The sequence below is a fragment of the Tibeticola sediminis genome, from assembly GCF_003843835.1.
GTDB classification, from domain to species: Bacteria; Pseudomonadota; Gammaproteobacteria; order Burkholderiales; family Burkholderiaceae_C; genus Tibeticola; species Tibeticola sediminis.
Genome location: NZ_RKQL01000001.1, coordinates 1,025,535 through 1,048,643 on the forward strand (window position 1 = coordinate 1,025,535; position 23,109 = coordinate 1,048,643).

Here is a 23,109-nt window from a genome sequence, read left to right on the forward strand (position 1 = left end):
ATCGCGGGAACTGATTCAGCGTTGCCTTAACGCTTCTGCAAGCGCGCGTAAAAGAATCCATCATGCTCACCCACGGCATTGTCTGGCAGTCCGGGGTTCTTTCGGTCGGCAATCGGCAGCAAATGCCCCGGCGCGGGGAGCTCGAACGCGTCGGTGTGGCGCGCAAGAAACGCTTCGATCTGGTCACTGCCCTCGGCGCGAAAAACCGAGCAGGTGCAATAGAGCAGGACGCCGCCGGGCTGAAGCAGCGGCCAGAGCGCCTCGAGCAGTTCGGCTTGAGTCTGCACGAGCGCATCCACATCCTCGGCGCGGCGCAGCCACCGCACATCGGGATGTCGCCGCACGATCCCCGAGGCGGTGCAGGGAGCGTCGAGCAAGATGCCTTGGAAGCGGCGGCCGTCCCACCAGAGCGCGGGCTGACGCGCGTCGGCCGCGCGGATCTCCGCATCGAGCCCGAGGCGGTGGAGGTTTTCCCGGATCCGCACACAGCGCGCAGGGTCGACGTCGAGCGCGGTGACCTCGACATCGGCCGATTCGAGCAAATGCGCCGTTTTGCCGCCCGGCGCGGCGCAGGCATCGAGGATGCGGGCATGGGCCGCGCGCTCCCCCAAGGCATCGAGCAGCAAAGGCGCAGCCTGTTGCGCGCCCGCGTCCTGCACCGAGACCCAACCTTGGGCAAATCCCGGCAGCTGGCTCACCGGAACCGAACGCTCGAGCGCCAGACCCACGGGCCCAACGCGCCGAGCCGAAAGCCCCTGCGCCGCCAGACGCTCTCGATAAGACTCCGGGTCGATGCGCCGCCGATGGACGCGCAGACACAGAGGGGCGGCCTGCTGATCGGCCTGCAGGATCGCCTCCCAGTGCTCGGGGTGATCGCGCTGCAGGCGCTCGATCCACCAACGCGGATGGTTGTAGCGGGCCTCGGGGTCGGCATCGGTTTCTTGAATGAGGCGGTCCCGATCCTGAAGAAACCGGCGCAGACAGGCATTGAGGAAACCCGCTTGGGCGCGCGTCTGCGCGCGGCCCTTGGCGGCCTCGACGGCTTGATCGACGAGCACATAGGGCTTGTAGGCCCGATCGCCCTCCTCGGTCAGCAGCGCCAGCGCCGTGAGTAACAACGCGTCTACCGGAGGCGGCGGCGCGCGCCGTGCCAGACGGCGACGCAGCGCCATCGCCCGCCCCAAGTGCCGCATGACCGCGAAGGCCAAAGCCTGGGCGCCGGCGCGGTCGGCCGAAGGCACGCGATCGAGCGCGGACGTCAGGGAACGGCCGGCACGGACTTCCGCCACCAGCAACGAGACGATTTGCAATTGGTGGCTCAGCGCCGGGGCCTCGGCCGTCCGGGGCTTCGCTGGGAGACGTTCCACGACGCACTTTCCAATAAAAAGCGCCCAGCGCCGGGATGATTCCCCGCCTGGGCGCTATGGTTTTAGGAGTCGATCAGCGGTCCGTGTCGACGTCCATGGCTCCGTTGCCCGCCGCAGCCTGCGCTTCGGCCAAGCTCTCGGCCTCGGCTTCGGCGATGGCCCGGCGCTCTTCCTCGTCCATCTGCTCGCGAACCTTGCGGGCCTGGTGATAGGCCAAACCCGTACCGGCCGGAATCAGACGACCGACGATCACGTTCTCCTTGAGTCCGCGCAGCTCGTCGCGCTTGCCCATGATGGCCGCCTCGGTGAGCACGCGCGTCGTTTCCTGGAACGAGGCCGCAGAGATGAAGGAATCGGTCGACAGCGAGGCCTTGGTGATACCCAGCAGGATGTTGCTGTAGGTGGCCGGAATCTTGCCTTCCTTGCGCAAGGCATCGTTGGTGTCGAGGATTTCGGAGCGCTCGACCTGTTCGCCGGCAATGTAGGTCGAATCGCCCGGATTCTCGACCACGACGCGACGCAGCATCTGGCGCACGATGACTTCGATGTGCTTGTCGTTGATCTTCACACCCTGGAGGCGGTAGACGTCCTGCACCTCGTCGACGATGTAGCGCGCGAGCTCTTCCATGCCGAGCAGGCGCAGGATGTCCTGCGGATCGGCCGGTCCGTCGACGATGCTCTCGCCCTTGTTGACCACCTGCCCCTCGTGGACCAGGATGTTTTTGTCCTTCGGGATGAGCTCTTCCCATTCCTTGCCTTCGGGGTCGGTGATCTTGAGGCGGATCTTGCCCTTGGTCTCCTTGCCGAACGAAACGGTGCCGGTGATCTCCGCGAGGATGCCCTTGTCCTTGGGCGAGCGCGCCTCGAACAGTTCGGCCACGCGCGGCAGACCGCCGGTGATGTCGCGGGTCTTCTGGCCTTCGATCGGGATGCGCGCGAGCACTTCGCCCGGATGCACGGTTTGTCCATCGCGGACCTGGATGAGCGCGCCGACGGGGAACCCGATCGTCACCGAGTGATCGGTATTCGGGATCTTGACCTCGTTGCCCTGGTCATCGAGCAGCTTGACCTGCGGCCGCACGACTTTGCTGGCCTTGCTGGTACCCAGTCGCTTGGGATCGATGACGACCAGGGTCGAAAGGCCCGTGACTTCGTCGACCTGCTTGGCAACCGTAAGGCCTTCCTCGACATTCTCGAACTTCACCGTACCGGCGAATTCCGTGATGATCGGGCGCGTCAGCGGGTCCCAGGTGGCCAGGATCGTGCCGGCCTTCACGGCCTGATCGGGCTTGACGGTGAGGGTCGCGCCGTACGGCACCTTGTGCCGCTCGCGTTCGCGGCCATGCTCATCATGGATCACGATCTCGCCCGAGCGAGCGATGACCACCAGCTCACCCTTGCTGTTGGTGACGTAGCGCATCGTCGCGTTGAAGCCGATGAAACCGTTGGACTTCGCCTCGACGCTCGACGCGATGGCTGCGCGCGACGCGGCACCACCGATGTGGAAGGTCCGCATCGTCAACTGCGTGCCGGGCTCGCCGATCGACTGTGCGGCAATGACGCCCACGGCCTCGCCGACGTTGATGAGCCCGCCGCGTCCCAGGTCGCGGCCGTAGCACTTCGCGCACAAGCCGTAGCGGGTCTCGCAGGTCAGCGCGGTGCGAACCTTGACTTCGTCGACACCGGCTTCCTCGAGCAGGTCGATGGCGTCTTCATCGAGCATTTCGCCGGCTTTGACCACCACCGCCCGCGTCTGCGGATGGACGATGTCCTCGGCCGCCGTGCGGCCCAGAATGCGCTCGCGCAACGATTCGATCACTTCACCGCCTTCGACGATGGCGCGCATCACCGAGCCGTTCTGCGTGCCGCAGTCCTCCTCGATCACCACGAGATCCTGCGTCACGTCGACGAGACGACGCGTGAGGTAACCCGAGTTCGCCGTCTTCAGCGCCGTATCAGCCAAACCCTTACGCGCGCCGTGCGTCGAGATGAAGTACTGCAGAACGTTGAGGCCTTCGCGGAAGTTGGCGGTAATCGGCGTCTCGATGATCGAGCCATCGGGCTTGGCCATCAGGCCCCGCATACCGGCCAGCTGGCGGATCTGGGCCGCAGAACCGCGCGCCCCCGAGTCAGCCATCATGTAGATCGAGTTGAACGACTCCTGCTCGACCTCATTGCCGTGGCGATCGATGACTTTCTCTTTGGCGAGCTGGGCCATCATCACCTTCGACACCTCGTCGGCAGCCTTGCCCCAGATGTCGACGACCTTGTTGTAACGCTCACCGGCCGTCACGAGACCGGAGACGTATTGCTGCTCGATCTCCTTCACCTCGCGCTCGGCGCGCGCGATGATCTCGGCCTTCTGCGGCGGCACGAGCATGTCGTCGACGCAGATCGAAATGCCGGCCTTGGTCGCCAGACGGAAGCCGTTTTGCAGCAGCTTGTCGGCGAACACCACCGTTTCTTTGAGGCCGCACTTGCGGAACGAGGCATTGATCAGGCGCGAGATTTCCTTTTTCTTCAGCGCCTTGTTGAGGTAGGCAAAGGGAAGACCCTTCGGCAGGATTTCGCTCAGGAGCGCGCGACCCACCGTGGTTTCGACCAATCGGGTCTCGGGCGTGAACGCACCGGTCTCTTTGTCGCGCTGGTATTCGGTCAGGCGTACCGTCACGCGCGAAGTCAGCTCCACCTCGCCGGCGTCCAGCGCCCGCTGGACTTCCCCCACGTCGGCAAACACCATCCCTTCGCCGCGGCCGTTGATGCGCTCGCGGGTCGCGTAGTACAGGCCCAGCACCATGTCTTGCGAGGGGACGATGGAGGGCTCGCCGTTGGCCGGGAACAAGATGTTGTTCGAAGCGAGCATCAACACGCGCGCTTCCATCTGCGCCTCGACCGACAGCGGCACGTGCACGGCCATCTGGTCGCCGTCGAAGTCGGCGTTGAAGGCCGCGCAGACCAGCGGGTGCAGCTGAATCGCCTTACCCTCGATCAAGATCGGCTCGAAGGCCTGGATGCCCAGACGGTGCAAGGTCGGTGCGCGGTTGAGCAGCACCGGATGCTCCTTGATCACCTCTTCCAGAATGTCCCAGACCACGGGGGTGCCGGCTTCCACTTCCTTCTTGGCAGCCTTGATGGTCGTGGCAATGCCCATCTGCTCGAGGCGCGCGAAGATGAAGGGCTTGAACAGTTCGAGCGCCATGAGCTTGGGCAAGCCGCACTGGTGCAGCTTGAGCGTCGGGCCCACGGTAATGACCGAGCGGCCGGAGTAGTCGACGCGCTTACCCAGCAGGTTTTGGCGGAAACGACCACCCTTGCCCTTGATCATGTCGGCGAGCGACTTCAGCGCCCGCTTGTTGGCACCCGTCATGGCCTTGCCGCGACGGCCGTTGTCGAGCAGGCTGTCGACGGCCTCCTGCAACATGCGCTTTTCGTTGCGCGCGATGATCTCGGGCGCTTTGAGCTCGAGCAGCCGCTTCAAGCGGCTGTTGCGGTTGATGACGCGCCGGTACAGGTCGTTGAGGTCGGAGGTCGCAAAGCGACCGCCGTCGAGCGGAACGAGCGGGCGCAGATCCGGTGGCAGCACCGGCAGCACTTCGAGCACCATCCACTCGGGCTTGATGCCCGACTTCTTGAACGCTTCGAGCAGCTTGAGCCGCTTGGCGTTTTTCTTGACCTTGACCTCGGATCCCGTCAGGTCACCGCGCAGGCGCTCGATCTCAGCCTCGATGTCGATGCCTTGGAGCAAGTCCTTGATGCCTTCGGCGCCCATCTTGGCTTCGAATTCATCGCCGAACTCGCGGCGCTTGGCCTCGTATTCGTCCTCGGTCATGATGCTGAACTTCTTCAGCGGCGTCATGCCGGGGTCGGTCACCACATAGGCTTCGAAGTACAGCACGCGTTCGATGTCGCGCAGCGTCATGTCGAGCACGAGGCCCAGGCGCGACGGCAGCGACTTCAGGAACCAGATGTGGGCACAGGGCGCAGCCAGGTCGATGTGACCCATGCGCTCGCGGCGCACCTTGGTCTGGGTGACTTCGACGCCGCACTTTTCGCAGATCACGCCGCGGTGCTTGAGCCGCTTGTATTTGCCGCACAAGCACTCGTAGTCCTTGATCGGGCCGAAGATCTTGGCGCAGAACAGGCCGTCACGCTCCGGTTTGAACGTGCGGTAGTTGATGGTCTCGGGCTTTTTCACTTCACCGAACGACCACGAGCGGATCTTTTCGGGTGAAGCCAAACCGATGCGGATGGCATCGAAATGCTCGTCGGGGGTGAACTGCTTGAACAGGTCAAGAATGGATTTCATGTGACTCTTCCTTCTTCGTCAATGGGGGAGGGGGCACGCCGGCAGGGGCCGTGCGTGCCCGCCGGGGTCTCAGGACCGTTCGAGTTCGATATCCAGGCCCAACGAACGAATTTCCTTCACCAGAACATTGAACGACTCGGGCATGCCCGCGCTGATCGAGTGCTCACCCTTGACGATGTTTTCATAGACCTTGGTCCGGCCCTGGACGTCGTCGGATTTGACCGTGAGCATTTCCTGCAGCACGTACGCGGCCCCATAGGCCTCGAGCGCCCACACTTCCATCTCACCGAAGCGCTGACCACCGAATTGGGCCTTGCCGCCCAGCGGCTGCTGCGTCACGAGCGAGTACGGACCGGTCGAGCGGGCGTGCATCTTGTCGTCGACCAGGTGGTGCAGCTTCAGGTAGTGCATATAGCCCACCGTCGTCGGACGCTCGAAGAGGTCTCCCGTGCGCCCGTCGCGCAGCCACGCTTGCGTGCGGCTCGGCGTGAGGCCCTTGGCTTGTGCCACCTCATCCGGATAGGCGAGCATGAGCATCTCGCGGATTTCCGCCTCGGATGCGCCATCGAACACCGGCGACGCGAAGGGCACGCCCTTGACGAGTTCGGACGCCATCTCGCGCAGTTGTTCGTCGCTAAGTTGGCTCAGGTCTTCTTTGCGACCGGTCTGGTTGTAGACCTTGTCCAGGAAGGAACGCAGTTCCGCCGCGCTGGCTTCGCGCTGCAGCAAATCACCGATGCGCTGGCCCAGGCCCTTGCCCGCCCAGCCCAGATGGACTTCGAGCACCTGCCCGATGTTCATGCGTGAAGGCACGCCGAGCGGGTTGAGCACGATGTCGCACGGCGTGCCGTCCGCCATGTAGGGCATGTCTTCCACCGGCACGATCTTCGACACCACGCCCTTGTTGCCGTGACGGCCAGCCATCTTGTCACCGGGCTGCAGCCGGCGCTTGACCGCGAGATACACCTTGACCATCTTCAAGACGCCTGCGGGCAGCTCGTCGCCTTGCGTGAGCTTCTTGCGCTTCTCTTCGAACGCGAGATCGAAGCTGTGCCGGGTTTGCTCGAGCGCGTTCTTGATGCTTTCGAGCTGCGCGGCCACGTCGTCCTCGGCCGGACGGATGTCGAACCAGTGGAATTTCTCGATCGAGTCGAGATAGGCTTTGTCGATCTTCGTGCCTTTGGCCAGCTTCTTCGGCCCCCCGTTGGCCACGCGGCCCACGAGCAGCTTCTCGATCCGGTCGTAGGCGTCGGCCTCCACGATGCGCAACTGGTCGTTGAGGTCCAGGCGGAAGCGCTTGAGTTCATCGTCGATGATCTGCTGCGCGCGCTTGTCGCGCTGAATGCCCTCACGCGTGAAGACCTGGACGTCGATCACGGTGCCCGAGCTGCCCTGCTCGACCCGCAGCGACGTGTCTTTCACGTCGGACGCCTTCTCGCCGAAGATGGCGCGCAGAAGCTTCTCTTCGGGCGTCAGCGTGGTCTCGCCCTTGGGCGTCACCTTGCCGACCAGCACATCCCCGGGCTGGACTTCCGCGCCGACGTAAATGATGCCCGACTCGTCGAGCCGGTTGAGTTGCTGCTCGGAGAGGTTCGGGATGTCCCGCGTGATTTCCTCGGCGCCAAGCTTGGTGTCGCGCGCCATGACGACCAGTTCCTCGATGTGGATCGAGGTATAGCGGTCCTCGGCCACGACCCGCTCGGAAATCAGGATCGAGTCCTCGAAGTTGTAGCCGTTCCAGGGCATGAACGCGATCAGCATGTTCTGGCCGATCGCGATTTCACCGAGGTCGGTCGAGGCGCCGTCGGCGATCACGTCCCCCTTCTCCAGCTTGTCCCCCTTCTTGACGATGGGGCGCTGGTGGATGTTCGTGTTTTGGTTCGAGCGCTGGTACTTGATGAGGTTGTAGATGTCCACCCCGACCTCGCCGGCCACGGCTTCCGCGTCGTTGACCCGGATCACGATACGGGTCGCATCGACGTAGTCGACCACACCGCCGCGCTTGGCCACCACCACGGTGCCGGAGTCGACCGCAGCGACGCGCTCGATGCCCGTGCCCACCATCGGCTTTTCGGGCCGCAGCACCGGAACCGCCTGACGGGACATGTTGGCGCCCATGAGCGCGCGGTTGGCATCGTCGTGCTCGAGGAACGGAACCAGCGAGGCGGCGACGGAAACGATCTGAGCAGGCGAAACGTCCATGTACTGGACACGCTCGGGACCGACCAGCACCGATTCGCCCTTCTCGCGCGCCGAGACGAGCTCACCGACGAGACGTCCTTCCGCATCGAGCGTGGCGTTAGCCTGCGCGATGACGTACTTGCCTTCTTCGATGGCAGAGAGGTAATCGATCTGGTTCGTGACCTTGCCATCGACGACGCGGCGGTACGGCGTCTCGATGAAGCCGTATTCGTTCAGGCGCGCATACAAAGCCAGCGAATTGATCAGGCCGATGTTCGGGCCCTCGGGCGTCTCGATCGGGCAGACGCGACCGTAGTGGGTGACGTGCACGTCGCGCACCTCGAAGCCGGCGCGCTCGCGGGTCAAGCCACCCGGGCCGAGCGCGGAAACCCGACGCTTGTGCGTGATCTCGGCCAGAGGGTTGGTCTGGTCCATGAACTGCGACAGCTGCGAAGCACCGAAGAACTCCTTGAGCGCGGCCGAAATCGGCTTGGAGTTGATCAGGTCATGCGGCATCAAGGGTTCCTGCTCGGCCTGACCCAGACGCTCCTTCACGGCCTTTTCGATGCGGGCCAGACCGGTCCGGTACTGGTTTTCGGCCAGTTCACCCACGCAGCGCACGCGGCGGTTGCCGAGGTGATCGATATCGTCGACTTCGCCGCGGCCGTTGCGCAGATCGACCAGGATCTTCACGACGGCGAGAATGTCTTCATTGGTCAACACCATCGGGCCGGTCGGATCGTCACGGCCCACGCGGGCGTTGAACTTCATGCGGCCGACGCGCGACAGATCGTAGGTATCCGGGTTGTAGAACAGGCGCTGGAACAGCGCTTGCACCGCGTCCTCGGTGGGCGGCTCGCCCGGGCGCATCATGCGGTAGATGGCCACCCGCGCGGAAAACTCGTCGGCGGTCTCGTCGGTGCGCAGAGTCTGGGAGATGTACGGCCCCTGGTCCAGCTCGTTCGTGTAGATGCAGGCCAGATCCTGAACGCCGGCGGCGCGCAGCTTCTTGAGCAAAGCCTCGGTGAGCTCGTCGTTGGCCTTGGCGAGAATCTCACCGGTGTCGGGGTCAACGATGTTGCGCGCGACGACGCGGCCGATCAGGAAGTCCTCGGGGACGCTGATGTGAGTCGTGCCGGACTGCTCGAGCTCGCGCGTGTGGCGCGCCGTGATGCGCTTGTCCTTGGCCACGACGACCTTGCCGGTCTTGTCGGTGATGTCGAAGCGCGCCACCTCACCCCGCAGACGCTCGGGCACGAACTCCATCAACGCGCCACTGTCCATCAGGCGGAAGTGGTCGTTCACGTAGAAATTGGCCAGGATGGACTCGGGCGTGAGGCCGATCGCCTTGAGCAAAATCGTGACCGGCATCTTGCGGCGACGGTCGACGCGGAAGTACAGCAGGTCTTTCGGGTCGAACTCGAAGTCCAGCCACGAGCCGCGGTACGGAATGATGCGGGCCGAGAACAAGAGCTTGCCCGAGCTATGGGTCTTGCCCTTGTCGTGCTCGAAGAACACGCCGGGCGAGCGGTGCAGCTGCGAGACGATGACGCGCTCGGTCCCGTTGATGATGAACGAGCCTTTGTCGGTCATGAGCGGAACCTCGCCCATATAGACCTCTTGCTCTTTCACTTCTTTGACGACCTTCGATTGCGCGGTGGAGGCCTCGCGGTCGTAGATGATGAGCTGAACCCGTGCCCGCACCGCCGAGGCGTAGGTCAAGCCGCGGGTCTGGCATTCGCGAACGTCAAACGCGGGCTTGGCCAGGTTGTACTCGAGGAACTTCATCTCGACGAAGCCGTTGTGCGAGACGATCGGGAACGCCGACTCAAAGGCCGCCTGCAGGCCTTCATGACTCCGCTTGCGCGGCGGCACATCGGCCTGGAGGAACGCCGTGTAAGCGTCCTTTTGCATTTGAAGGAGGTATGGAACCTCGAGCACGCTCTCGCGGGTGCCGAAACTCTTGCGGATGCGCTTGCGCTCGGTATAGGAATAAGCCATGGGTTCTCCGGTCAAAGACATGCGTCCTGGGGTCTTTGCGACTTGATGAGTCGAGCGGCGCTCGACGGTCCTTGGCGGCTGGCCACTACCAACCATTGGCGGACGGCCATGCATTGCACACGGCCCGAACCAAGACATCCTCTGCAGTCGGGGTCAGAGGACAGATGCAAGCCCGGCACGCCAGGCTTGCATCTGCACTCCAGGAAGGCCAAAAGGCTGGGGCACCCTGCCAGAGGGGCCCCAGCCTTTTTGGGCCGAACCAATTACTTGAGTTCGACCTTGGCGCCAGCTTCTTCGAGCTTCTTCTTGGCGGCTTCGGCGTCGGCCTTGGCCACGCCTTCCTTGACGGGCTTGGGCGCGCCGTCGACCAGGTCCTTGGCTTCCTTGAGGCCCAGGCCGGTGATTTCGCGCACGGCCTTGATGACCGAAACCTTGTTCGCGCCGGCGTCGGTCAGGACGACGGTGAACTCGGTCTTCTCTTCGGCAGCAGCGGCACCACCGCCAGCGGCAGCGCCCGCGGCCGGAGCGGCCATGGCGGCAGCGCTCACGCCGAACTTCTCTTCGATCGCCTTGACGAGGTCATTGAGTTCCATGACCGTCATGCTGTCGAGCGCGGTCAGAAATGCGTCTTTGTCGAATGCCATTTTGAATTTCCTAACAATTGGTTGAAACGAAAGCCGTCGCGATCAAGCGGCAGCTGCCTCGGCTGCCGGTTCGGCAGCGCCTTCGCCCTTTTTGGCCGCCAACGCACCCAGCACCACGGCCGTGCGCGAGATCGGCGACTTGAGCAAGCCACACAGCTGGGCCAACAGCACTTCCTTCGACGGAATGCTGGCGAGCTGCTTCACGCCGTTCGCATCCAGGCTCTTGCCGCTGTAAACGCCGCCGCGGATGACCAGCTTGTCGTTGGTCTTGGCGAATTCAGCCACCACTTTCGCGGCGGCCACGGCATCTTCGGAAAAGCCATAGATCAGCGGGCCGGTCATCTGGTCCACCGCCACTTCGAACGGCGTCCCTGCCACCGCACGGCGAGCCAGCGTGTTTTTCAACACGCTGAGGCTCACGCCCTGCTTGCGCGCTTCGGAACGCAGCTTCGTCATGGCCGCGACCGTGATGCCGCGGTATTCCGCCATCACGAGCGTTTGAGCTTTAGCGGCGAGGCCGGTCACTTCGGAAATGACCGCTTCTTTCTCACTGCGATTCAGACTCAAGGTCTACTCCTTCAAATTGCGTCGGATGCCGACGGGCAACCGACACGCCTCATTGCAGCGACCAACTGTTTCGGGATCGAAATCCTCCAGCAGCGGGATCGCCATCTGCGTTGGCGGCCGAACGGCCATTAAGCATGTACCCCATGCGCCAACGGTCTCGGATGGCCCGACCCAGCTCCTTCAAGCCGGGTCAGCCCACCACTCCGGCGCACGCTAAGGCAACACTGAACCAGTCCCTCACGCGCCGCGCATCCCAGCCGCGGGCGGTCTGCTTCGTTGCAAATCCTCGCCATAGCTTTGGCTATGGCTGCGGTTTGCGCCTCGCATCCCATCCCGCGGCCGCTCGCGCGCCATCGCAGGAACTGATTCAGCGTTGCCCGAAAGGCGCGCACCGAATTCCTTGCATCAGGCCTGCGCAGCCACCGTCTGCGGGTCGACCCGAACGCCAACACCCATGGTCGACGAGACGGCCAGCTTACGCAGATAAACACCTTTGCTGCTCGCAGGCTTGGCCTTGTTGAGCGCATCGATCAGCGCGGCCAGGTTGCCTTGCAGCTTGTCGGTGTCGAACGAACGGCGACCGATGGTCGTGTGCACGATGCCGGCCTTATCGACGCGGAACTGCACCTGACCGGCCTTGGCATTGCGCACGGCGGTGGCGACGTCCGGCGTCACGGTACCGACCTTCGGGTTCGGCATCAGGCCGCGCGGACCCAGGATTTGGCCGAGCGTACCGACGACCCGCATCGCATCGGGGGCTGCGATCACCACGTCGAAGTTGATGTTGCCCGCCTTGATCTGCTCGGCGAGGTCATCCATGCCGACGATGTCCGCGCCGGCGGCTTTGGCTTCCTCGGCCTTGGCACCTTGGGCGAACACGGCAACGCGCTTGGTCTTGCCGGTGCCGTGCGGCAGCACGACGGCGCCGCGCACCACTTGATCCGACTTCTTGGCATCGACGCCCAGCTGGACCGCCACATCGATCGATTCATCGAACTTGGCCGTCGCGCAATCCTTGACGATGCCGAGCGCTTCGGGCAACGGGTACAGCTTCGTGCTGTCGACCTTGCCTTGGCAGGCCTTTTGGCGTTTGGTCAGTTTGGCCATGGCTTACACCCCTTCCACGTTGACGCCCATCGACCGGGCGGAACCCGCGATCGTACGAACGGCTGCATCGAGGTCGGCCGCCGTCATGTCGGGCATCTTGGTCTTGGCAATTTCTTCGAGCTGAGCGCGCGTGATCTTGCCGACCTTGACCGAATTCGGCTTGGCCGAACCCTTGTCGAGCTTGAGCGCCTTCTTGATCAGCGTGGTCGCCGGCGGCGTCTTGATGACGAACGTGAAGCTCTTGTCCGCGTAGGCCGTGATCACGACCGGAAGCGGCAGGCCGGGCTCGACACCCTGAGTCTGGGCGTTGAACGCCTTGCAGAACTCCATGATGTTGAGGCCGCGCTGACCCAGCGCCGGACCAATGGGGGGTGAGGGATTGGCCTTGCCAGCTGGCACTTGCAGCTTGACGTAGCCGACGATTTTCTTCGCCATGATGGACTCCTTGCGGGTTCAGGCGCCGCAGTGGTCTGCGGCTCCCCGGGGTTACGGCTCAACGATCAAACGGTCCGCGCGCCGAGCCGGCAAGCACGCAGACCCCAAAATCAGGCTTTTTCGACCTGGCCGAAATCGAGCTCCACCGGCGTCGCGCGGCCAAAGATGGTGACCGAGACGTGAAGCTTGCTCTTTTCGTAATTCACGTCTTCGACCGTGCCGTTGAAGTCGGCAAACGGGCCTTCCTTGATGCGCACGTACTCGCCAACCTCGAACTCGACTTTGTGGCGCGGCTTCTCAGTGCCTTCCTGCATCTGGCTGACGATTTTCTGCACCTCGGCTTCGGAAATCGGTGCGGGACGGTTTTTGGCGCCGCCCACGAAACCCGTGACCTTGTTCGTGTTTTTCACGAGGTGCCAGGTGTCGTCGTCCATCACCATCTCGACGAGGACATAGCCGGGGAAGAATTTGCGCTCGGTGGTGCGCTTACGGCCTTCCTTGACCTCGACCACCTCTTCGGTCGGAACCAGGATGCGCCCGAATTTGTCTTCCATGCCGGCGCGCTGGATACGCTCCCGAAGGTTGCGCTCCACGGCCTTTTCCATGCCGGAGTAGGCATGCACGACATACCAACGCATGTCGGGGCGCGCGGGCGCGGCGCCGGCCGTAATCTCGGACGAGGGTGCGTCGGCAGTCATTTTCTCCATCCCAGAATCAAGTCGTAGAGCAGCCATTCCAAGGTCTTGTCGGTCAACCAGAGAAACAGCGCCATGACGACGACAAACGCAAAAACATAGCCCGTCACCTGCAGCGACTCTTTCCGTGAGGGCCAGACGACCTTTTGAACCTCACGCCAGGATTCGCGACCAAAGGCGATGAGGCGGCGACCCGGCTCGGTCGTCAGAAACACGCCCACCGCGGCCGCAAAACCCACCAGCAGGGCCGCCCACTGAACGAGCCCCCCCTGTTTAGACAGAAGGAAGAAGGCGACGAAACCGGCCAAGGCCAAGACACCCGCAGCCGCGAGGCGAACCCGCTCAGCGCCGGAGTGGACGGTTTCAACGTCGTGAACAGATGCCATAGATACCGGCGCCTCGAGTGCGCCTCCGGTTCGAAGAATGTGTCGCTTCAGACATAGAAGCCCGCCAGACATCTGGCGGGCCATCGCGGAGCCACATTCAGGTGGCAGGGGCAGTAGGAATCGAACCTACAACCTTCGGTTTTGGAGACCGACGCTCTGCCAATTGAGCTATACCCCTATACGAACGCTCCGATCGCTTTACTCGATGATCTTCGACACGACCCCGGCGCCGACGGTGCGGCCGCCTTCGCGGATGGCGAAGCGCAGGCCTTCTTCCATGGCGATCGGAGCGATGAGCTTGACGGTGATGGCGACGTTGTCACCGGGCATCACCATTTCCTTGCCCTCGGGCAGCTCGATCGAGCCGGTCACGTCGGTGGTGCGGAAGTAGAACTGCGGACGGTAGTTGTTGAAGAACGGCGTGTGACGGCCACCTTCTTCCTTGGAGAGGACGTAGACCTCGCCGACGAAGTGGGTGTGCGGCTTGATGGAGCCGGGCTTGCACAGCACTTGGCCGCGCTCGACTTCTTCGCGCTTGGTGCCGCGCAGCAGGATGCCGACGTTGTCGCCCGCTTGGCCCTGGTCGAGGAGCTTACGGAACATTTCGACGCCGGTGCAGGTGGTCTTGAGCGTGGGCTTGATGCCGACGATTTCGATTTCGTCACCGACTTTGATGATGCCGCGCTCGATACGGCCGGTGACGACGGTGCCGCGGCCAGAGATCGAGAAGACGTCTTCGACGGGCATGAGGAAGGGGCCGTCGATGGCGCGCTTGGGCTCGGGGATGTAGGTGTCGAGCGCTTCGGCGAGCTTCATGATCGCCTGCTCGCCGAGCGGGCCCTTGTCGCCTTCGAGGGCGAGTTTGGCCGAGCCACGGATGATGGGGGTGTCGTCACCGGGGAAGTCGTACTTGCTGAGCAGTTCGCGCACTTCCATTTCGACGAGTTCGAGGAGTTCCTCGTCGTCGACCATGTCGCACTTGTTGAGGAAGACGATGATGTAGGGCACGCCGACCTGACGGGCCAGCAGGATGTGCTCGCGGGTCTGGGGCATGGGGCCGTCGGCAGCCGACACCACGAGGATGGCACCGTCCATTTGGGCCGCGCCCGTGATCATGTTCTTGACGTAGTCGGCGTGGCCAGGGCAGTCGACGTGGGCGTAGTGGCGGTTGGCAGTCTCGTACTCGACGTGCGCGGTGTTGATGGTGATGCCGCGGGCCTTTTCTTCGGGAGCCGCGTCGATCTCGTCGTACTTCTTGGCCGCCCCACCGAACTTGCTCGCCAGCACGGTGGTGATCGCCGCCGTCAGCGTGGTCTTGCCGTGGTCGACGTGACCAATCGTGCCCACGTTCACGTGCGGCTTGGTCCGCTCGAATTTCTCTTTTGCCATTTTTTCGACTCCGAAAAAAATTGAACCCAACGGAAACCGGGTGGGTGACGACGCCACCCACCCGAATCTGGTGCCCTTGGCGGGAATCGGACCCGCGACCTCTCCCTTACCAAGGGAGTGCTCTACCACTGAGCCACAAGGGCGAAATCTCTGCCACCGACAAACAACCAAGCTGGAGCGGGAGACGGGAATCGAACCCGCGTCATTAGCTTGGAAGGCTAAGGTTCTACCATTGAACTACTCCCGCATCGTTCACGCGGCAGCACGCCCGCGGTGAGTCCATGCGTGGAAAAACCTGTTCCAATCGCTCGTCGCTCGTCTGCTTGCCAAGCCGGCCAACAGCTTGGTGGAGGGGGCTGGATTCGAACCAGCGTAGGCGTAAGCCAACAGATTTACAGTCTGCCCCCTTTAGCCACTCGGGCACCCCTCCGCAGCGCAGCCATCAATTATGCCACGTTTCGGCCGCCACGGCTCGAATTTTTTGAAGGCGACGGCGCTGCGTGGCGTTCGAGTGGGTCGTCTTCACGCATCGGTGAGCACCCACCAATCGATCCGGTCGGCGGTGGCTTGAAAGTGGCTGCCTTCAGCCATGAAGCGACGATGAAAGTCGTTCGAAGGGTGACGGGTCGTGAGTACCGGTGCCGCGACGGGCGGTGCGCCCGCGAGGCTTGCGTCGAAAAACCGCTGCGCGTGGCTTCCCCACAACAGAAACGCCGGGGCTTGAGGTCGCTGCGCCAGCCAGCGCACGATCGCGCCCGTCAGCAGCTGCCAGCCGACGCGGCCGTGGCTGTTGATTTTCCCGACCTCGACAGTCAAGGTCGGATTGAGCAGCAACGCGCCCTGGGTCGCCCAGGCGTCGAGGCGCCCGCTGCGCGGCCGGCGCCAGCCGGGTCGGTCGGCTTCGAGGATGTCGAAGATCCGGCGCAGGGAGGGCCGGCTGCTCGTGGGCGCGGAGAAAGCGAGGCCATCGGCATGGCCGGCGCCCGGATAGGGATCCTGCCCGAAGATGACGACTCGGACCTGCTCGGGCGAGACGAGCCGCAAAGCGCGAAAAGGATCTTTCGGGGCCATCGGCGCCGACCCGGACACCCGCCGCACCGCGTCCGAGATGCGCTGCTCGAGTGCCGCATCCCACTCGGGCAGAACGGCGCGCCACGCGTCCGGCGCGTGCGCAAACGCCCGGGGCAGCTCGTCGGGCCTCATGCAAACAGTTCGGCCAGCGCGAGGCCAGGGTCCCGCGCGCGCATGAAGGCTTCGCCTACGAGGAATGCGTGTACGTCGGCGTCGCGCAGGCGTTGCACGTCGCTGCGCATGAGGATGCCGCTTTCGGCGACGACGATGCGATCGGCTGGCACGCGCGGGCGCAAGGCGAGCGTGGTGTCGAGCGTGACCTCGAAGGTCCGTAGGTTGCGGTTGTTGATGCCGATCAGGGGGGTCTGGAGACGCAGGGCGCGTTCGAGCTCGGCCGCATCGTGGACTTCGACCAGCACGGCCATGTCGAGGTGACGCGCGATGGCCTCGAAGTCGGCCATCTGTGCGTCGTCGAGGCAGGCGGCGATGAGCAAGATCGCATCTGCACCCATGGCGCGCGATTCAAAGACCTGCCAGGGGTCGATGAGAAAGTCTTTGCGCAGCACGGGTAAAGGACAGGAGGCCCGCGCTTGCTTGAGGTAGTCCGCCGAACCCTGGAAAAACGAGGTGTCGGTGAGCACCGAGAGGCAGGCCGCCTGGACGTGCCCGTCGCCCTCGGCATAGCTTTGGGCAATATCGGCGGCGTAGAAGTCCTCGCGCAGCACGCCGCGCGAAGGGCTGGCTTTTTTGACTTCGGCGATCACCGCGGCCTGCCCCGCCTCGAGCTTGCGGCGCATGGCGCCGAGGAAATCGCGGGTGAGCACGCGGCTTTCGGCGTCGGCGCGCATGGCGGCGAGCGGTTTCTTCTTCTGGCCGGCGGCGACTTCTTCGCGCTTGACGGCCACGATGCGTTGCAAGATGTCGTTCATGGGGTGTCGGGCGGCTTGCGAGCCGCGGCTTCTTGGGTTGGGGGCGGCGCCTTGAGCACTTTGACGATCACCCGGTGCATGACCCAGGCGACGAGCAAAAACAGCACCGAGATGCCGATGGCGATCCAGGCGCCCGGGTCACGCCAGAGGCTGGCCATCTCAGCGCGCTCCGGCCAGTTCGCGGGTGAGCGCGACGAAGCGGTGCAAGCGCTCCCGCGCCGCGCCCGAAGCGATGGCTGCGCGCGCACGGGCGATGCCCTCTCCAATGTCGGCGCAGACATTGGCTGCATACAGCGCCGCGCCGGCGTTGAGGATGACGATGTCGCGCGCCGGGCCGGGCACATCGTCGAGCACCTCGGTCAACAAGCTGCGCGAGGCCTCGGGCGTCTCGACGCGCAGCGCGCGGTTGCTCGCCATCGGCAGGCCGAAGTCTTCGGGATGGATTTCGTATTCGCTGATCTCGCCGCCCTTGAGCTCGCCGACGAGGGTGGCCGCGCCGAGACTGATTTCGTCCATGCCGTCGCGGCCGTAGACGACGAGCGCGTGCTCGGCACCGAGCCGCTGCAGCGCGCGCACCTGGATGCCGACGAGATCGGGGTGGAACACGCCCATGAGGATGTTGGGCGCGCCCGCGGGGTTGGTCAGGGGGCCGAGGATGTTGAAGATCGTACGCACGCCGAGTTCGCGCCGCACCGGCGCCACGTTCTTCATGGCCGGATGGTGGTTGGGCGCGAACATGAAGCCGATGCCGACCTCGGCGATACAGCGGGCGATGGCTTCGGGACTGAGGTTGATGTCGGCGCCAAGGCTCTCGAGCACATCGGCGCTGCCGCTTTTGCTCGAGACGCTGCGCCCGCCGTGCTTGCTGACCCGAGCCCCCGCGGCGGCGGCGACGAACATCGCGCAGGTCGAAATATTGAAGGTCTGCGCGCCGTCCCCGCCGGTGCCGACGATGTCGACGAGGTGCGTGGTGTCGGCCACCGGCACTTTGGTGGAAAACTCCCGCATGACCTGTGCCGCCGCGGTGATTTCGCCGATGGTCTCTTTCTTCACGCGCAGGGCCGTGATGAGGGCAGCCGTCATGACCGGCGAGAGCTCGCCGCGCATGATGAGGCGCATGAGATGAAGCATCTCGTCGTGAAAGATTTCCCGGTGTTCGATGACGCGCTGCAGCGCTTCCTGGGGCGTGATGGGCATGAAAGGGTCTCCTCGAAAAACATCAGCTCGCCGGGCCGGCGGCAGCAGCCAATTTGATACCGAAGGCCACGAACAGCACGCCTGCGGCACGGTCGAGCGCACGGGTCACGCGCTCGAGCCGGTGGCCAGCGCGGCCCAGCCCATGGCGCATCCACGCCGCCATGGCCGCCCAGCCCAGGTTGACGAGCAAACCGTTGGCGTTGAACACGAGGCCCAGCGCGATGAACGCGCGTGTCTTGTCGGCCGCGTCGGGCGCGATGAACTGCGGCACGAAGGCCAGGAAGAACAAGGCGACCTTCGGATTGAGCGCGTTGGTCCAAAAGCCGTTCAAAAAGGCATCTTTAAAGCTTTTTACCCCGAAAGCCGGCGTGATTCGGTCGGTTATTGCTATTGATTTGATATCAACCTCGCCGGGATGGCGCAGCAGCCGCAGGCCGACCCAGAGCAGGTAAGCGGCGCCCACGAGCTTGAGCACGAGGAAGGCCTGACCCGAAGCGGCCAGCAGCGCACCCACGCCGGCCGCCGCCGCCACGATGTGCACGAAGCAGCCCGCTGCCACGCCGAGTGCTGCGGCCACCCCGGCGCGGAAACCCGCGCGCAAGCCCTGCGTGGTCACGCACAGCACATCCGGGCCCGGCGTGAGGTTGAGCAGCAGGCCCGCAGCGACGAACAGCAGGAGATGGTGGGCGTCTGGCATGGCGGCTTCTTCAATGTCCGGGACGGTCAGAGCGCGCCGTCGAGGAAGTTCTTCAGCAGCGCGTGCCCATGCTCGGTCAGGATGGACTCGGGGTGGAATTGCACGCCTTGCACGTCGAGCTCGGTGTGACGCACGCCCATGATCTCGCCGTCGTCCGTCCAGGCCGTGATCTTCAAGCACGAGGGCAGAGTCTCGCGCTCGATGGCCAGCGAGTGGTAGCGGTTGACGGTGTAGCGCTCGGGCAGCCCGGCGAACACGCCCTCTTGCGTGGTGGTGATGACGCTGGTCTTGCCGTGCATGAGCTGCTTCGCCCGCACGATGCGTCCGCCGAAGGCCGCCCCGATGCTCTGGTGCCCGAGGCACACGCCGAGTATGGGCAGCTTGCCGGCGAAATGCTCGATGGCGGCGACCGAAATGCCCGCCTCGGCCGGCGAACACGGCCCCGGCGAGATGACCAGCCGATCCGGCGCGCGCGCGGCGATGCCCTCGAGCGTGATCTCGTCGTTGCGAAACACTTCGACCTCGGCGCCGAGTTCGCCGAAATACTGCACGAGGTTGTAGGTGAACGAATCGTAGTTGTCCACCATCAGGAGCTTGATGCGGTTCGTCATGGCGTTCACTCCAGACCTTCCTCGACCCGTTCGGCCGCACGCAGCAGCGCACGCGCCTTGTGTTCGGTTTCGCGCCATTCCATTTCGGGCACCGAGTCGGCCACCACGCCCGCGGCGGCCTGCACATAGAGCTGCCCGTCCTTGACGATGCCGGTGCGGATGGCGATGGCCAGATCCATGTCACCGGCGTAACTGAGATAGCCGCAAGCGCCACCGTAGAGGCCGCGCTTGCTGGGCTCGAGCTGGTCGATCAGTTCCATCGCGTGGACCTTGGGCGCGCCGGTGAGCGTGCCTGCGGGAAAGGTGGCTTTGAGCACGTCCATGCTGCTCATGCCGTCTTGCAACAGGCCCTCGACGTTGCTCACGATGTGCATGACATGGCTGTAGCGTTCGACGACGAAGGCCTCGGTGACCTTGACCGAGCCGATTTTGGCGATGCGGCCGATGTCGTTGCGGGCAAGATCGATGAGCATCACATGCTCGGCGCGCTCCTTCGGGTCGGCCAGCAGCTCCTGCTCGATCGCTTGGTCGGCCTCGGGCGTGGCGCCGCGCGGCCGTGTGCCCGCGAGCGGACGGATCGTGACCTTGTCGCCCGCCGCCGTGTGCTCCTGCCGCACCAAAATCTCGGGCGAGGCGCCGACGACATGGAAGTCGCCGAAGTGGTAGTAGTACATGTACGGGCTCGGGTTGAGCGAGCGCAGCGCGCGGTAGAGCGACAGCGGCGACTCGGTGTAACGCTTCTTGAGCCGCTGCCCGACCTGCACCTGCATGAAGTCGCCCGCCTCGATGAGCCGCTTGGCGCGCTCAACCGCCGCGAGATAGTCCGCCTTGGCGAATTCCCGCTCGACCGGGTAGCTCTGCGTGGGCTTGACCACCGGCGCGCTGACCGAGTATTGAAGCTGCTCCTTGAGCTCGCGCAGCCGCTTCTTCGCCGTCAAGTAGGCCTCGGGCTGGGCCGGGTCGGCATAGACGATGAGGTAGAGCTTGCCCGAGAGGTTGTCGATGACGGCCAGTTCCTCGCACTGCAGCAGCAGGATGTCGGGGCAGCCCAGAGTGTCCGGCGGGCACGAATGCACGAGTTTTTTCTCGATGTGCCGCACCGTGTCGTAGCCGAAGTAGCCGGCCAGGCCGCCACAAAAACGCGGCAGCCCCGGGCGCAGCGCCACTTTGAAACGCTGCTGGTAGGCCGCAATGAAATCGAGCGGATTGCCCTGCGCGGTTTCGATCACGACGCCATCGCGCACCACTTCGGTTCGGGCCGCATCGCCAAAGCCGCTGGCGCGCAGCAGCGTGCGCGCGGGCAGGCCAATGAAGCTGTAGCGGCCGAAACGCTCGCCGCCCACGACGGATTCGAGCAAAAAGCTGTAGCGCCCGCCGTCCTTCCCGTGCGCAAGCTTGAGGTAAAGCGACAGCGGGGTTTCGAGGTCGGCAAAGGCCTCGATCATCAGCGGGATGCGGTTAAAGCCTTGGCCGGCGAGGCTTTTGAATTCGAGCTCGGTCATCATGAAGCGCATCTCTTCGGGTGGCCAGACGCAGCACACAGGCCACGTCGGCAGGGGTCATACGGGAAGGGGGTGAGGGCACCGTGCCCGCTGCGGGCGGGAAACCGAACCGGTGCCGAGCGCGCGAAAACGCGCAGGCTCAAAGCGGCAGCACAGGCGAGCGCCGCCAGGGCCAAGCCCCCCGGGGCCGGCTCTGCCCCGGAGCATCCAGCAGCTCAGTGCGTAGCGAAGCGACGTTCATGATGCAGCCAGTTTAGCAAACGTCTCGTCCAAACCGCATACCCAGCCGCCCAGGGCGCGCGCCATCCCTCGAACAAACCCTGATGCACGACGGCCCGATCGGTCGGACAATCAAGCGCCATCGAACGACCGTTCATATTGCTGAGGAGCCTCGAGATGAACTTTTCCCGCAAACGCTTTCTGATGTCGTGCCTGTTGCTGCTGGCCTCGGGTTGGGCCGCGGCTGCGCCCTTGGAGGTCGCGGGCGTGAAAGTCGACGACAGCGTGGAATTGGCGGGCAAGACGCTGGTGCTCAACGGCGCGGGGGTGCGCACCAAGGCGATCTTCAAGGTCTATGTCGCAGCCCTCTACCTGCCGCAAAAGGCCAACACACCCGAAGCGGTCTTGGCCCTGCAAGGCCCAAAGCGCATGCACATCACCATGGTGCGTGAAATCGACACCAATGAACTCGGCAAGTTGTTCACGCGCGGCGTCGAGGACAACACGCCCAAAAGCGAAATGTCCAAACTGATTCCGGGCCTGATCCGGATGGGCCAGATCTTTGCCGAGCAGAAGAAGCTCTCGCCCGGTGAAACCTTCAGCATCGACTGGATTCCGGGGAAAGGAACCATCATCACCGTCAAAGGCCAGCCGCAGGGCGAACCGTTCAAGGAACCGGAATTCTTCAACGCCATGATGCGCATCTGGCTCGGCCCCAACCCGGCCGACTGGCGGCTGAAAGACGCCCTGCTCGGCAAACCCGCGTGAACGGCACGGGTGATGGTTTGCCCGGATGGCTGCGGGCATGATTTGGTCTATGCTGAAAGAACGAGTTTTGCCCCATAGGAGCCTTCCATGAACCGTCTGTTCCGTTTCTTTCTGGCGCTTTTTGGCGCCGCCCTCATCGCGCAGGGCGCGCAGGCTGCGGATGCGCCGATCAAGGTGGTCTACCACCTGAGCGAAGGCATTCCGCAGGCGTCGCGCGCCATCGGCAACATCCGCAATCACCTGGCGGCCGACCCGACGGTCCAGATCGTCGTCGTCACGCACGGCCTGGGCATCGACTTTCTGCTCGACGGTGCGACCAACCAGCAAGACCAGCCGTTTGCCGGCTCCATCAGCGACCTGGCCAACAAGGGCGTGGAGTTCCGCGTGTGCAACAACACGCTGGTCGCGCGCAAGATCGACCCCAAGCGGCTCGTGATGGAAGCCAAGATCGTGCCCTCGGGCGTGGCCGAAGTCGCCAAGCTGCAGGCCCGCGAAGGCTACGTCTACCTCAAGCCCTGACTCGGGACACGCTGAACCCGTCCCTCGCAACGGCGCCTTCGGGCGCCGTTGCCCTTTTCGGCCATGGGCAAAGACGGGGACGCTTATCATCAAGCCCATGCACCCACCCGAGATCGACATCCGCGTCCAAACCCGCTACGTGCCCGAAGCCTCGGAGCCGATCGACGAGGTGTATGGCTTTGCCTACACCATCACGATCACGAATCTGGGCGACGCGGCGGCCCAGCTCATTTCGCGCCATTGGGTGATCGAGGACAGCGACGGCCATCTCGAAGAGGTGCGTGGCCTCGGCGTCGTCGGACACCAGCCGCTGCTGCAGCCCGGCGAATCGTTCGAATACACCAGCGGCTGCCGCCTGCACACGCCCACGGGCACCATGCGCGGCCGCTACCGCTTCGTCACCGACGAGGGCGAGCCCTTCGACGTGCCGATCGCCCCGTTCACGCTCGACGCCACCGGCCACCTCGGGCCCCGCACGCTGCACTGAGCTTTCCTGGCCGAACCGAATCAACCGCACC

The 23,109-nt window shown here is 64.2% G+C and carries 20 protein-coding genes and 4 tRNA genes; 3 read left to right on the forward strand and 21 right to left on the reverse strand.

The features are described from left to right. Positions 1–26: 26 nt before the first annotated feature. From rsmB to trpE, 21 genes are all read right to left on the reverse strand, one after another. The gene (rsmB, locus tag EDC62_RS04760; RefSeq protein WP_211330908.1) at positions 27–1,367 is read right to left on the reverse strand and encodes a 16S rRNA (cytosine(967)-C(5))-methyltransferase RsmB; all 1,341 of its coding nucleotides are present in this window, start codon (positions 1,365–1,367) and stop codon (positions 27–29) included. Positions 1,368–1,440: 73 nt separating this feature from the next. Then, positions 1,441–5,673, reverse strand: coding sequence for a DNA-directed RNA polymerase subunit beta' (gene rpoC / locus EDC62_RS04765; RefSeq protein WP_124220963.1), 4,233 nt, complete (start codon positions 5,671–5,673; stop codon positions 1,441–1,443). Between the two features lie 69 nt (positions 5,674–5,742). Continuing rightward, on the reverse strand, positions 5,743–9,855 hold the full coding sequence (rpoB, locus tag EDC62_RS04770) for a DNA-directed RNA polymerase subunit beta (RefSeq protein WP_124220964.1): 4,113 nt from the start codon (positions 9,853–9,855) through the stop codon (positions 5,743–5,745). A 263-nt stretch (positions 9,856–10,118) separates the two neighbouring features. Then, on the reverse strand, positions 10,119–10,499 hold the full coding sequence (rplL, locus tag EDC62_RS04775; protein ID WP_124220966.1) for a 50S ribosomal protein L7/L12: 381 nt from the start codon (positions 10,497–10,499) through the stop codon (positions 10,119–10,121). Between the two features lie 42 nt (positions 10,500–10,541). Further along, on the reverse strand, positions 10,542–11,066 hold the full coding sequence (gene rplJ / locus EDC62_RS04780; RefSeq protein ID WP_124220969.1) for a 50S ribosomal protein L10: 525 nt from the start codon (positions 11,064–11,066) through the stop codon (positions 10,542–10,544). Positions 11,067–11,471: 405 nt separating this feature from the next. Further along, positions 11,472–12,173, reverse strand: a complete 702-nt coding sequence (rplA, locus tag EDC62_RS04785; RefSeq protein WP_124220971.1) for a 50S ribosomal protein L1 — start codon at positions 12,171–12,173, stop codon at positions 11,472–11,474. 3 nt (positions 12,174–12,176) lie between these two features. Next, a complete protein-coding gene (gene rplK, locus EDC62_RS04790; protein ID WP_124220973.1) occupies positions 12,177–12,608 on the reverse strand; it encodes a 50S ribosomal protein L11 in 432 nt (143 codons plus the stop codon). A 110-nt stretch (positions 12,609–12,718) separates the two neighbouring features. Beyond that, the gene (nusG, locus tag EDC62_RS04795; RefSeq protein WP_245968739.1) at positions 12,719–13,306 is read right to left on the reverse strand and encodes a transcription termination/antitermination protein NusG; all 588 of its coding nucleotides are present in this window, start codon (positions 13,304–13,306) and stop codon (positions 12,719–12,721) included. After that, entirely contained in the window at positions 13,303–13,689 is a 387-nt protein-coding gene (gene secE, locus EDC62_RS04800) for a preprotein translocase subunit SecE (RefSeq protein ID WP_124220977.1), read from the reverse strand. Before secE ends, nusG begins: the two co-directional genes overlap by 4 nt. 102 nt (positions 13,690–13,791) lie before the next feature. Further along, a tRNA-Trp gene (locus EDC62_RS04805) sits at positions 13,792–13,867 on the reverse strand. Between the two features lie 20 nt (positions 13,868–13,887). Then, on the reverse strand, positions 13,888–15,078 hold the full coding sequence (gene tuf, locus EDC62_RS04810; RefSeq protein ID WP_124219223.1) for an elongation factor Tu: 1,191 nt from the start codon (positions 15,076–15,078) through the stop codon (positions 13,888–13,890). A 68-nt stretch (positions 15,079–15,146) separates the two neighbouring features. After that, positions 15,147–15,221 (reverse strand) — tRNA-Thr (locus tag EDC62_RS04815). 30 nt (positions 15,222–15,251) lie between these two features. Continuing rightward, positions 15,252–15,325 (reverse strand) — tRNA-Gly (locus tag EDC62_RS04820). A gap of 97 nt (positions 15,326–15,422) precedes the next feature. Continuing rightward, positions 15,423–15,508, reverse strand: a tRNA-Tyr gene (locus EDC62_RS04825). 92 nt (positions 15,509–15,600) lie between these two features. Next, positions 15,601–16,281 carry a uracil-DNA glycosylase gene (locus tag EDC62_RS04830; RefSeq protein ID WP_124220979.1) on the reverse strand — a complete coding sequence of 227 codons (681 nt, stop codon included), beginning with the start codon at positions 16,279–16,281 and terminating at the stop codon, positions 15,601–15,603. Continuing rightward, positions 16,278–17,078, reverse strand: a complete 801-nt coding sequence (gene trpC / locus EDC62_RS04835; RefSeq protein ID WP_124220982.1) for an indole-3-glycerol phosphate synthase TrpC — start codon at positions 17,076–17,078, stop codon at positions 16,278–16,280. Before trpC ends, EDC62_RS04830 begins: the two co-directional genes overlap by 4 nt. Next, entirely contained in the window at positions 17,075–17,236 is a 162-nt protein-coding gene (locus EDC62_RS12970) for a hypothetical protein (RefSeq protein ID WP_170159010.1), read from the reverse strand. The genes trpC and EDC62_RS12970 overlap by 4 nt, the downstream gene beginning before the upstream one ends. Before the next feature lies 1 nt (position 17,237). Continuing rightward, positions 17,238–18,275, reverse strand: a complete 1,038-nt coding sequence (trpD, locus tag EDC62_RS04840; protein ID WP_124220984.1) for an anthranilate phosphoribosyltransferase — start codon at positions 18,273–18,275, stop codon at positions 17,238–17,240. A gap of 22 nt (positions 18,276–18,297) precedes the next feature. After that, positions 18,298–18,972, reverse strand: coding sequence for a LysE family translocator (locus tag EDC62_RS04845; RefSeq protein WP_124220986.1), 675 nt, complete (start codon positions 18,970–18,972; stop codon positions 18,298–18,300). A 26-nt stretch (positions 18,973–18,998) separates the two neighbouring features. After that, on the reverse strand, positions 18,999–19,583 hold the full coding sequence (locus EDC62_RS04850; RefSeq protein WP_124220988.1) for an anthranilate synthase component II: 585 nt from the start codon (positions 19,581–19,583) through the stop codon (positions 18,999–19,001). Positions 19,584–19,588: 5 nt separating this feature from the next. Then, entirely contained in the window at positions 19,589–21,088 is a 1,500-nt protein-coding gene (trpE, locus tag EDC62_RS04855) for an anthranilate synthase component I (RefSeq protein WP_124220990.1), read from the reverse strand. Between the two features lie 393 nt (positions 21,089–21,481). Here trpE and EDC62_RS04860 point away from each other — a divergent pair, with 393 nt between their 5' ends. The 3 genes from EDC62_RS04860 to apaG all read left to right on the forward strand — a co-directional run bounded on the left by EDC62_RS04860 (position 21,482) and on the right by apaG (position 23,078). After that, on the forward strand, positions 21,482–22,072 hold the full coding sequence (locus tag EDC62_RS04860; protein ID WP_124220992.1) for a chalcone isomerase family protein: 591 nt from the start codon (positions 21,482–21,484) through the stop codon (positions 22,070–22,072). A gap of 87 nt (positions 22,073–22,159) precedes the next feature. Further along, on the forward strand, positions 22,160–22,591 hold the full coding sequence (locus tag EDC62_RS04865; RefSeq protein ID WP_124220994.1) for a DsrE family protein: 432 nt from the start codon (positions 22,160–22,162) through the stop codon (positions 22,589–22,591). Positions 22,592–22,688: 97 nt separating this feature from the next. Further along, positions 22,689–23,078 (forward strand): Co2+/Mg2+ efflux protein ApaG, encoded by a 390-nt coding sequence (apaG, locus tag EDC62_RS04870; protein ID WP_124220996.1) that lies wholly within the window; start codon positions 22,689–22,691, stop codon positions 23,076–23,078. Positions 23,079–23,109 lie beyond the last annotated feature (31 nt).

Coding starts and splice junctions, on each gene's coding strand:
- secE (WP_124220977.1), bottom strand. CDS start 13,689: ATGGCATCTGTTCACGACGTTGAAACCGTCCACTCCGGCGCTGAGCGG.
- apaG (WP_124220996.1), top strand. CDS start 22,689: ATGCACCCACCCGAGATCGACATCCGCGTCCAAACCCGCTACGTGCCC.
- EDC62_RS04860 (WP_124220992.1), top strand. CDS start 21,482: ATGAACTTTTCCCGCAAACGCTTTCTGATGTCGTGCCTGTTGCTGCTG.
- EDC62_RS04850 (WP_124220988.1), bottom strand. CDS start 19,583: ATGACGAACCGCATCAAGCTCCTGATGGTGGACAACTACGATTCGTTC.
- rplL (WP_124220966.1), bottom strand. CDS start 10,499: ATGGCATTCGACAAAGACGCATTTCTGACCGCGCTCGACAGCATGACG.
- trpC (WP_124220982.1), bottom strand. CDS start 17,078: ATGAACGACATCTTGCAACGCATCGTGGCCGTCAAGCGCGAAGAAGTC.
- rpoC (WP_124220963.1), bottom strand. CDS start 5,673: ATGAAATCCATTCTTGACCTGTTCAAGCAGTTCACCCCCGACGAGCAT.
- EDC62_RS04830 (WP_124220979.1), bottom strand. CDS start 16,281: ATGAGGCCCGACGAGCTGCCCCGGGCGTTTGCGCACGCGCCGGACGCG.
- trpE (WP_124220990.1), bottom strand. CDS start 21,088: ATGATGACCGAGCTCGAATTCAAAAGCCTCGCCGGCCAAGGCTTTAAC.
- rplK (WP_124220973.1), bottom strand. CDS start 12,608: ATGGCGAAGAAAATCGTCGGCTACGTCAAGCTGCAAGTGCCAGCTGGC.
- EDC62_RS04845 (WP_124220986.1), bottom strand. CDS start 18,972: ATGCCAGACGCCCACCATCTCCTGCTGTTCGTCGCTGCGGGCCTGCTG.
- EDC62_RS04865 (WP_124220994.1), top strand. CDS start 22,160: ATGAACCGTCTGTTCCGTTTCTTTCTGGCGCTTTTTGGCGCCGCCCTC.
- rplA (WP_124220971.1), bottom strand. CDS start 12,173: ATGGCCAAACTGACCAAACGCCAAAAGGCCTGCCAAGGCAAGGTCGAC.
- nusG (WP_245968739.1), bottom strand. CDS start 13,306: ATGACTGCCGACGCACCCTCGTCCGAGATTACGGCCGGCGCCGCGCCC.
- trpD (WP_124220984.1), bottom strand. CDS start 18,275: ATGCCCATCACGCCCCAGGAAGCGCTGCAGCGCGTCATCGAACACCGG.
- tuf (WP_124219223.1), bottom strand. CDS start 15,078: ATGGCAAAAGAGAAATTCGAGCGGACCAAGCCGCACGTGAACGTGGGC.
- EDC62_RS12970 (WP_170159010.1), bottom strand. CDS start 17,236: ATGGCCAGCCTCTGGCGTGACCCGGGCGCCTGGATCGCCATCGGCATC.
- rpoB (WP_124220964.1), bottom strand. CDS start 9,855: ATGGCTTATTCCTATACCGAGCGCAAGCGCATCCGCAAGAGTTTCGGC.